General features: G+C 30.7%; 2 protein-coding genes. Both read left to right on the forward strand.

Going from position 1 to position 3,493, the window contains the following annotated elements; all coding sequences use genetic code 11:
* Window positions 1-1,401, forward strand: a 1,401-nt coding sequence (locus ACRDBA_RS10650; protein WP_438572896.1) for a discoidin domain-containing protein, incomplete at its 5' end; no start/stop codon positions are given.
* 208 nt (window positions 1,402-1,609) lie between these two features.
* Window positions 1,610-3,493 (forward strand): beta-N-acetylhexosaminidase family protein (locus tag ACRDBA_RS10655; RefSeq protein ID WP_438572897.1); only part of this gene is annotated, 1,884 nt, incomplete at its 3' end.

Consider the following 3,493-nt stretch of genomic DNA (forward strand, 5'->3'; position numbering starts at 1 on the left):
GACTTTAAAATCAATGTTAATAAAACTATAGAAAAAGCATTAGGTAAAATCAATTCTGAAAGCGCTAAGATAACAAAAGGTGTTGAAGGTGATGAAGAATTTATAGCAATAAGCAATATAGGAGAAGTATCATTAAAAGCAGGGGAAACTATAGGTTTAGGCTTAAATGATATAAAGAATGTAGTTGCAATTGAAGCTATAGGAAATATTGAAGAGTCTAATTTCGTAATAGAAACTTCTTTAGATAATAGAAATTGGAATTGGCAAGAAGTATCAAAGGGAGCATCATTTAGAGAAGTTAAACCTGTTACTGGAAAGTACTTTAGAATAAGAGCAATAAATGATACAAAGATAAACCTAGAAGAATTTAAGGTTTATACTGAAGGTAGACCAGAGATAGAAATGACTACTAATAGACCTATTAATCCAGATAGACCGCATAGACAAGCTATTTATGGAGATGATTATGATACAGGAACACAATTAGTAACAACTCCATTTATACAAGAGGGAGATTATGTTCAAATAGACTTAGGAAAAGTTATGAATATAAGAGATATAAGATTACTACAAGGTCATGATGAAGACTTTATAAATAATGGTATATTAGAATATTCAGTTGATGGAGAAGCTTGGACTAAAATTGATGTTAAGTTTGGAGATAATGATATAGTAATTAAAGATTTAGATTTAAATGCTAGATATTTAAGAGCAACATCAACTAAATATAGAGACCGTTGGATAAAAGTAAGAGAATTTACTGTAAATAATTTAACGGAAGAATATTTAGTAACTACAACTGCAAAAGGAACTTATGTTGATAGAGCTGAAAATACAAGAGATAACAACTTAAATTCTGCATATATTCCAAGTAGAGATATAGTTGCTGGAGATGAGTTAGTATATAAAATATTAGACAACAAATTATCATCAAAGATAACAGTGGTTCAAGGAACAGACAATATTTCAGGAGCTAAGGTAACAGCTCAAAATTCAAGGGGAGAATGGGCAGAACTAGGATATTTAACAGAAGGATATAATGAGTTTAATCTTTCAGAGCCAACTCATATTGTAGCTGTGAAATTACTTTGGGAAAACAATATAGGTAAACCAGAAATATTTGAAATAAAACCTACATTTGTTGGAGAAGCAATAGAAGAACCAATAATACCTGAAGAGCCAGTAATACCGGAAGAACCAGTAGTACCTGAGGAACCAAGTAACCCAGGGGATACAAATAAACCAGGTGATGAAGAAAAGCCAGGAGATACAAATAAACCAGTTAAACCAAATGGAAATTTACCTAATACAGGTGCTGTAGTAGGTGGTAGCGCATTAGCACTATTTGGAGGATTATTAACAGCTGCTGGAGCAGTTATGTCTAGAAGAAAAAGAAAATAATATATACTAATTTAAAGCTACGTTGATTTATTTCAACGTAGTTTTTTTAGATAGTATGGAAAAGATAAATAAAGAGTTTAAAAATAATTACATTAAAATAACTGAAATATTAGAAAATATGATGAAATAATTTACCAAATATTTACATATAGATTTATTAAGAGTATCATTAAAGAGAGAGTAATTAATGTAAATATAGGAGGTAAAAATGAAAAGAGGTATGCTTAAAAAGATATTAGCTACAGCTATGGTAAGTATGTTTGTAGTTAATGGCTTAACAATTACAAAGGTAGATGCAAGAACTGAAAATAAAGGTGAAAATGTTCTTGTTAATTTAAATCCTACACCTAGAAACTTAGAGATAAAGGACGGGAAATTAACATTAACTAAAACTGTAAACGTTAAAGGGTTAGAATTAGCAGATAAAGATGCAGTAAATATTTTAAATGAATTTTTAGCAGAAAATAAAATAGAAGTAAATAATGAATATGATGATAATTCAACTACATTGATAATTGGAGAAAAAGATGATGATATAGCTGAAATGGATAGTGAGAAAGCTAGATTAGGTGTTGCTGATACAAAAAGCTTAAAGGATGAAGGGTATGTATTAGCAACTGATGGAAGTGGCTCAGGAACAATCATCATAGAAGGAAAAGATGGTGATGGAACCTTTTATGGAGTAAAAACTTTAACACAGCTTATTTCTAAAAATGAATCTGAAATAAATGCTCCAGAAGTAGTTATTAGTGATGAGCCAACTATGGGATATAGAGGAATAGTTGAAGGTTTTTATGGTAATCCTTGGACTCATCAAGATAGATTAAATCAAATAGAGTTTTATGGCGAAAACAAAATGAATACTTATATTTATGCTCCAAAGGATGATCCTTATCATAGGACTAAGTGGAGACAACCTTATCCAGAAAGTGAAATGGCTAGAATGGGAGAATTAATAGAAACAGCAAATGAAAATAAGGTGGATTTTGTTTTTGCTATTTCTCCAGGAATAGATATAAGATTTGATGGAACAGAAGGAGAAGAAGATTTTCAAGCTCTTTTAAATAAATGTGAATCTTTATATCAAATGGGTGTAAGAAGTTTTGCAATTTACTTTGACGATATTAATGATAAAAGTGGAGTAAAGCAAGCTAATTTATTAAATAGATTTAATAATGAGTTTGTAAAGGCCAAGGGTGATGTAAAGCCTCTTATAACAGTTCCTACAGAATATGATACAACAGCAATGGGAAGGATAGGAAGCTTAAGCAAGTATACTAGTGATTTTTCTAATACATTAGATAAAGATATATTAGTTATGTGGACAGGACCTGTAGTTGTATCTGAAGGAATAGATTTAGCAAATGCACAGTTTGTAAATGAAGTGTATGGAAAGAGAATGGGTATATGGTGGAATTATCCTGTTACAGATTATATGAAAACTAAGTTAGCTTTAGGACCTATATATGGTGCTGATAAAAAGCTAGATGGAGAAATAGATTTCTTTACTATGAATCCTATGGAGCATGCTGAATTATCAGTAATAACACTTTCCACAGGGGCAGATTATTCATGGAATACAGCAGAATATGACTATCAAGAATCTTGGCTTAAATCAATAAGAAATAATTTTGGTGATTTAGCTGATGAAATGACTACCTTTGCTAATCATTCAACAAGAATGGATGGAAGTTGGTGTAGTACAGGAAGAAGAGATGCACCTGATGTTAGAGCTACTATGGATATATTATGGTCTAAGCTTTTAAATTCACAAGATGCATCAGAAGAAGTAAATGCTTTATACACAGAATTTGATAATATGGTTAAGGCGGCAGATAAGCTAACAGCCGAATTACCAGCAGATGTTTTAGCTGAGTGTAGAACAAATTTAGCAAAATTAAAACTTTTAGGTCAATATGATAAAATAGCTTTAGATATGATGTTAGCTGAAAAATCAGGAAATACAGAGGAAGCAACTAGATTAAGAACTGAAATAAATAACAATATGTATAGATTAAGAAGTGGAAGTCAAGTATCAGAAAAGACAGCTTTAGCATTTATAAATGAAGCACTTACTTATGATCCATATATA

The sequence above is a fragment of the Clostridium sp. genome, from assembly GCF_051654825.1.
Lineage (GTDB): Bacteria > Bacillota > Clostridia > Clostridiales > Clostridiaceae > Clostridium.